This window comes from uncultured Butyricimonas sp. (assembly GCF_959596855.1).
GTDB classification, from domain to species: domain Bacteria; phylum Bacteroidota; class Bacteroidia; order Bacteroidales; family Marinifilaceae; genus Butyricimonas; species Butyricimonas muris.
This window is the reverse complement of sequence record NZ_CAUFYA010000018.1, coordinates 81,950-88,488: the sequence shown is the minus strand read 5'-3', so window position 1 is coordinate 88,488 and position 6,539 is coordinate 81,950. Positions and strand designations below refer to the sequence as shown.

Sequence of the window (6,539 nt, the reverse complement as noted above, 5' to 3'; positions counted from 1 at the left end):
TAATGTAAAAGATATGTTTGACATTGAAAACGTACCCTCTTTACAAAACCAGAAAACTTGTTCTTCCCCTTTATGATTTAAAAGCCAGCAACGTAATATTCCGTCAAAAACGAAATGACTATACCTTTCTATTTCTCCTTCCTTAATCAAGAATGTGCCTTTGCTAATTAATATTCGTTCAAAATATTGGTCGAATAATTTAGATTCCTCCAAATTAAAAGTATTGGTGCTAAAATTAAATTCTTTAAGTAGTTTTTCTAAAAGCATAAACTAAAAGTCACTGGATTATAAAAAGAAAACCTGTAAGTTGTTGATGCTTACAGGTTTTTGTCTTTCCTTTTCGCCTTTCGGCTCTACGGGAGTGGGCGCTGAGGGATTCGAACCCCCGACCCTCTGGGTGTAAACCAGATGCTCTGAACCAGCTGAGCTAAGCGCCCGTGTTGCTTGATTGCGGGTGCAAATGTAATGCAATTTTTGAATACTGCAAAAGTTTAGTCGATTTTTTTTCAAAAAAGAAGAAGGTTTTATTTAAATGTGGAATTTAATGATAGAGAAAAGTCATTTTAAAATTATTTTTCATGTAAATAGAGATTTTATTGTATTCTATGTTATTGAATGGCAGTTGTTATAATTTTATTAGATGTAATTATAAAAACAATCGATTTGATTTATATTATTATACTTCTTACATTTGTAATAGAAAAATGAAAGAGAAATATAATAATAAAAATCAATAGATATGAAAACAAAGAATTTAATCGGATTAGACGTTGAGAAATCAAAACAATTAGTTGAGCATTTGAATGATTTATTGGCAAACTATCAGTTGTATTATCAGAACGTGAGAGGTTTCCACTGGAACGTGAAGGGACGCGGGTTCTTCCAGTTGCATGCCAAATTTGAAGAGTATTACAATGACGCTATCGAGAAAATAGACGAGATTGCTGAGCGCGTGCTTACGTTGGAAGGGACCCCGTTACACGCTTACTCGGCTTACATGAAAGTAGCCGAGATCAAAGAAGTAACGGGTGTTTCCAACGGGTTGGAATGCGTGAAGCATATCATGGACAGCCTCGTGATTTTAATCCGGAAGGAAAGAGAGATTCTGGCACTTGCAGCCGAGGCGGGAGATGACGGTACTCAGGATATGATCAATCCTTATATCTCCGAACAGGAAAAGACTTTGTGGATGCTACGGGCATTTTTAAGTGAATAAGTTTAAGTTTTGAATTTGTAACCACAGAAGGCTATCGGAATCATCCGGTAGCCTTTCTCTTTATCAGCTATAGAAACCTTTTTCGGCAACTTCTCCCTTGGGGTGATGTTTTAATTACTATATTTGCGTTATATAACAATCTAATTCATCAACACCATGTGGGAATATATTATTGCCGGAATAGTGACTTTAGGTAATCTGGCTTTCTTTCTTTACTATAAAAGAAGGATGTCCGAAGTGCGTGACGGTATGGCAGAAACGATGCCGGAGAGGATCATCAGCTCTGTGCCGGATATGATTTTCATGGTGGATAACAAACTGGATATACAAAAGATATATAATGCCGACGCCTCGAAATTGTCGTTACCGGTTGAGGCGTTGATCGGGAGAAACTTGAAGAATTGTGTTGACCCGGAGTGCGTGGAGGACGTGACCGCTAATATACAAGAGGCTTTATTGACGGGCGAGGTGCGCGAGTCCGAGTATTCGGTAACGATGAACGGGAAAAAGATACTTTACGAGGGACGTTTCAAGCGGGTGGAGGATAATCTCGTCGCTTGTTTCGAGCGGGATATCACGGAACGTAAGAAGACGGAGGCTGAAATCAAGCAGAACGAGCGGCTGTTGAACGCTGTTTTGGATAATATGCCGATGCCATTGATTATTAAAGATATCGAGGACGATCTGAAATATATTTTTTGGAATAAACAATGCGAGCTACTGGGAGGATATACCCGGGAAGAAGTTCTCGGGAAAAATGATATTGAAATTTACGGTGAAGAACGGGGACGTCAGTATAGGGAAATAGATTTCGAGATTATAAAGAATGGCGGTTCGTACCGGGAACAAGAGGAGTACGTGACCCCCGATGGCGTGAAACACGTTTCGATCGTGAACAAAAACATGGTGGCAAACGACGTTCATCATTGGTTGTTAGCGACCCGTTGGGATATTTCCGATTTGATCGGGGTGCAGGAGCAATTGCAAAAGGCGAATCAAAATTTGAGGCAAATACAAGAGATCAATCAGTTGATACTGGATCACTCGAATAGCGGATTGGTATACGTGAACACGGATTATATCGTGGAGTGGGAAAATTTGGCCAAGTATTCCACGCATCCTTTAGCCGGAAAATACAAACAAGGGGTATGTTGTTACCGGAACGTTATGGGCAGAGAGGAACCTTGTCCCGGCTGTGTGATGCAGCGGGCTTTGATTTCCGGTAAAGTGGAAACAAAGGAATTGGAACTGGAAGGCGATGTGTTTGTTGAAGTTGTGGCGACTCCCGTGTCCGCGGAAGATGGCAGGCAACCGCGGGGTGTCGTGTTGAAATACGAGGATGTAACCGAAAGGCGCAGAGTGGCGAAAGAGTGGATACGGGCGAAAGAGGCCGCGGAGAATTCCGATAAATTGAAATCGATGTTCCTGTCAAACATGAGCCATGAGATTCGTACGCCGTTAAACGCTATCGTGGGATTCAGCGAATTATTGACACAGACGGAAGACCGGACGGAGAGAGAAGAGTATATAGATATTATTCAACGGAATAACGAGTTGTTGTTACAATTGATCAGTGATATACTGGATTTGTCCAAAATTGAGGCAGGGACGTTGGAATTTGTTTACACGATGGTGGATATGAATGAATTGCTACGAAGTCTCGAGTTAAGTAATCGCCAGAAAATAGTCGATAATCCGGATATAGAGGTGGCTTTTATCTCCCGTCATGACGAGTGTATCGTGTACACGGAGAAAAACAGGGTATTGCAGGTATTATCCAATTTTATGAGCAACGCATTGAAATTCACGAATAAGGGACACGTGCATTTCGGTTACGAGCAACGGGGGGATGAGTTACGTTTTTTTGTTTCCGATACCGGTAGGGGCATCCCGACAAATAAGCAAACCGATATTTTCAAACGATTTATCAAATTGGATAGTTTCTCGAACGGAACCGGATTAGGATTAGCGATATGCCAGACGATCGTAAATAAGCTGGGAGGTACTATTGGCGTGGAATCCGAGGAAGGGAGAGGAAGTACTTTCTGGTTCACTTTGCCCTTGAAACCGGGGGATAGACTTCTATAATAGATAGTATAGGTTAGGGTGTAATCCTACTCGTTACCCGTGTGATTTCCGCAGGAATAGGGGATCACTTCCGGTTTAATAGTGCATATAAAGTTTTAATTTAGCTTTTACTTCCCTGTAAGAACGCTATTATATATAGCGTTCGTATAGGGTTCCTATAGGGTTCCTATAGCGTTCATGACGGAAGTGATGCGGAATTACACCGGAATTATACTACGAACCCCGTGAGAATCGTGCATGTATTCCCTTTGTTCAGAACAGGTACAAATTACGATTGTTTCTCGATATCGGCTCGTGATTTACTTTGTGTCACGAGGTAGACGCCGAGGAACACGAGGAGGGCGGCGACGGGTTTGTCCCACGTGAAGCTATCCTGTCCGATGAGGATAGCAACGATCGAGGCGATGATCGGTTGGGCGTTGTTGTACATGCTGACAGTGGTCGGGCGGATACGTTTCAAGGCGATGGGTACGAGCAGGTAAGCGACCCCGGTTGCCATGATGACGATGTACGCGAGGCGTAGCAGGGCGTTCAGGTCAAGCACGGGTGTCATGAATATTTTGGATTCGCCGAGTTTGTCGAGGCCAAGGGGGAGAGCAACGAGCGCGGCAAAGAGAAACATCCATTTCATTAAAGTGACCGGGGAGTAACGCCGCGATATGGTGCGGGTGATGATCAGGTACGTGGCATAAGTCACTATATTCACGATGCAGAGAAGAGTGCCGAGCGTGTGATTGCTCCCGCCACCCGCGGGAGTGGATTGAAGTATTAATAGCAATGCCCCGCAAGCCCCGATAAATACTCCGGTTGCTTTTTTGCCGGTGATAGGTTCTTTCAGGAACACGGCTGCCATGAGCATAACGATGACGGGAGTCATGGCGGCGATAAGGGAGATGTTGACGGGCGAGGAGTATTGCAAGGCGACGGCAAAGGACAATTGTGCCCCGATAAGCCCGAAGAGGGCGGCGAAGAAGAGTATTGTCAAATCTTTAAAACTTACTTTTTCTCGTGGCAGAAACAAGGAGATACTCCAGAAAATCAAGGTGGCACATGACATCCTGACCAGCGTGAGGGCAAACGGGTGAATCCATTCCGGGACTAATGTTTTGGCGATAGGGGTGTTCAATCCGAAGATGACGTTTGTCATCAGAATAGCGATGTGTCCTTGCCATTTTTCTCTGGTCATGTGAACTTGAATTAAATGTTCGTTACAAAAGTAGGACTAAAATCAGAGATTTGTTCCGGGATTTTATTAATTTTGAAAATCAATTTCGGATGTGGATTTTTGGGAGTGTCGAGTTTAATTGATGCAAGCGAATGGAAGAGAATTTGAAATATCGGGACATGGCGATTTTGACGAGAGATTTGAAAGCGGGAGAAGAGGCTGCTTTCGATTTTCTCTTCCGTACTCGTTACAAGAATTTGTGTCGGTTTGCCGCCACGTTTGTCGTGCATTTCGATGTGGCGGAGGATATCGTGCAGGAGATTTTCGAGAAGATATGGCAGAAGAGTGCCCGGATCGCGGAAGGTGAATCCATTGATAGTTATTTGTTTGTTGCCACGCGTAACGCTTGCTTCACGTTCTTGAAAGATAGGCGGGAACGTGTTGATTTGGAGGGGTTGAAACAGGAGTTGGAGGCACCCGAAGAGGTTGTCGAGTTCGAAAGTGCGGAGTTGAATCGTTTGTGGGGGGAGATCGAGAAATTGCCTTTGCAGTGTAAGACCGTTTTTAAATTGGTGGTGTTGGAAGATATGAAGTACAGGGAGGTGGCTGAGGCTTTGGATATTTCGGTGAACACGGTGAAGACTCAGGTTAAGATTGCCTATAAGACTTTGAGGGAAAGTTTACAACGGGGACAGTTTACTCTTTTCTTGTTGCTTTACGGGAGGAGGTAATTATATTCGGATATTTTTTTCAAAAAAAATCATTTTTTTCTTCACCCTGTTTTCGTGTTTTGCAGTACTCTATGTAAAAACCATAGAGAATGAAAATTGAAGACAGGGTATATGAATTGATTTCCGGTAAACTCGATGACGTGTTGTCAGAAGAGGAAGAGAGGGAATTGTCGGGTTGGTTGGAAGCTGACGGGGAGCATCGGGTGATTTTCGATGAGATGCGGAGATTGCACGAGCAAGCGAAATTGTTGCGGCGGGAGTTTAACCCGGACGTGGAGGGTACGCTAAGGAGATTGAAAGTACGCGGGGGAAAACGGATCGGGTTGCACGCGTGGTGGAAGTATGCGGCGATGTTTGTTTTGCCGTTGGGTATTGCTTTTGCTTTGTGGCAGGGGTTGAAAGAAGAAAAGATTGTTTTGCATCGGCAATTCGGCGAGGTGGCTCGCCCGGGGGCGGAGCGTGCCGTGTTGAAACTTTTTGACGGGAAGACCGTGGTGTTGGATAGTACGTCCGGGAATATGTTGATTGCGCGAGGCGAGAATGTTCGGGTGGAAGTGGATTCGAATCGCTTGTTACGTTATTCCCGGGAGGATACTGTCGTGACTTCACGGGAAGAGAGGATGAATGAGTTGGTTGTTCCGAGAGGGGGGGAGTATCAGATTGTGTTGGCGGACGGGACGAGGGTATGGTTGAATTCGGCGACCAAGTTGATATTCCCTCAAAATTTCACGGGCAAGGAGAGAAGGGTGGTGCTGTCGGGTGAGGCTTTTTTCGAGGTGGCACGGGATGAGGGTAAGCCTTTTATCGTGGAGACTTCCAGAATGGACGTGAAGGTGCTGGGAACCCGGTTTAACGTGAACGCTTACACGGATAACGAGGTGGTTTCGACCACGCTGGTGGATGGTAGTGTGGAAGTGGCTTCCGGTACACAGAAACCCATTACTCTGGTTCCGGGAGAGCAGGCGTACGGGGAAGCGGGCGAGTTGGAAAAACGGGAGGTGAACGTGAGGTTGTACACTTCGTGGATAGATGGCAGGTTCATGTTTAATAACGTGGAGTTGGAGGAGATAGCGAAACAGATTTCCCGTTGGTATGATGTGGAGATATTTTTCACGAACGAGAACGTGAAACGGACTCGTTTCACGGGTGGCATGGTGAAATTCAAGCCGTTGGATGATTTGATACGGATGATAGAGAGCACGAGTCCGGTACGTTTCAGCGTGAAGGGAAAAACGATTGTTATCTCGGAAGGATGAATAAATACCGGGAATGTATAGCGACATTCCCGGCACTTGATAAATAAGCGTCTTGTCCGACGTTTGGCGATGGAGGACAAGAC

Annotated in this window: 5 protein-coding genes, 1 tRNA gene and 1 pseudogene; 4 read left to right on the top strand and 3 right to left on the bottom strand. The window is 44.7% G+C overall.

Annotated elements, in window-relative coordinates; genetic code table 11:
* A pseudogene (locus Q5866_RS09915) lies at positions 1–267 on the bottom strand (Crp/Fnr family transcriptional regulator); the annotation flags it as partial.
* A 95-nt stretch (positions 268–362) separates the two neighbouring features.
* Positions 363–437 (bottom strand) — tRNA-Val (locus Q5866_RS09910).
* A gap of 302 nt (positions 438–739) precedes the next feature.
* On the opposite strand from Q5866_RS09910, the gene Q5866_RS09905 reads away from it, so the two are divergent.
* Positions 740–1,216, top strand: a complete 477-nt coding sequence (locus Q5866_RS09905; protein WP_099291745.1) for a Dps family protein — start codon at positions 740–742, stop codon at positions 1,214–1,216.
* Positions 1,217–1,372: 156 nt separating this feature from the next.
* A complete protein-coding gene (locus Q5866_RS09900) occupies positions 1,373–3,304 on the top strand; it encodes an ATP-binding protein (protein WP_303180001.1) in 1,932 nt (643 codons plus the stop codon).
* Positions 3,305–3,572: 268 nt separating this feature from the next.
* Here Q5866_RS09900 and Q5866_RS09895 read toward each other — a convergent pair whose 3' ends face one another.
* Positions 3,573–4,490 carry a DMT family transporter gene (locus Q5866_RS09895; RefSeq protein WP_292270182.1) on the bottom strand — a complete coding sequence of 306 codons (918 nt, stop codon included), beginning with the start codon at positions 4,488–4,490 and terminating at the stop codon, positions 3,573–3,575.
* A gap of 131 nt (positions 4,491–4,621) precedes the next feature.
* Here Q5866_RS09895 and Q5866_RS09890 point away from each other — a divergent pair, with 131 nt between their 5' ends.
* Both Q5866_RS09890 and Q5866_RS09885 read left to right on the top strand, forming a co-directional pair.
* On the top strand, positions 4,622–5,200 hold the full coding sequence (locus tag Q5866_RS09890; RefSeq protein WP_099291748.1) for an RNA polymerase sigma-70 factor: 579 nt from the start codon (positions 4,622–4,624) through the stop codon (positions 5,198–5,200).
* Positions 5,201–5,289: 89 nt separating this feature from the next.
* Entirely contained in the window at positions 5,290–6,456 is a 1,167-nt protein-coding gene (locus Q5866_RS09885) for a FecR family protein (protein WP_303180000.1), read from the top strand.
* Positions 6,457–6,539 lie beyond the last annotated feature (83 nt).

Excerpts from the sequence above, each read along its gene's own strand:
- Q5866_RS09905 (WP_099291745.1), top strand. The coding sequence starts at position 740 with ATGAAAACAAAGAATTTAATCGGATTAGACGTTGAGAAATCAAAACAA.
- Q5866_RS09900 (WP_303180001.1), top strand. The coding sequence starts at position 1,373 with ATGTGGGAATATATTATTGCCGGAATAGTGACTTTAGGTAATCTGGCT.
- Q5866_RS09895 (WP_292270182.1), bottom strand. The coding sequence starts at position 4,490 with ATGACCAGAGAAAAATGGCAAGGACACATCGCTATTCTGATGACAAAC.
- Q5866_RS09890 (WP_099291748.1), top strand. The coding sequence starts at position 4,622 with ATGGAAGAGAATTTGAAATATCGGGACATGGCGATTTTGACGAGAGAT.
- Q5866_RS09885 (WP_303180000.1), top strand. The coding sequence starts at position 5,290 with ATGAAAATTGAAGACAGGGTATATGAATTGATTTCCGGTAAACTCGAT.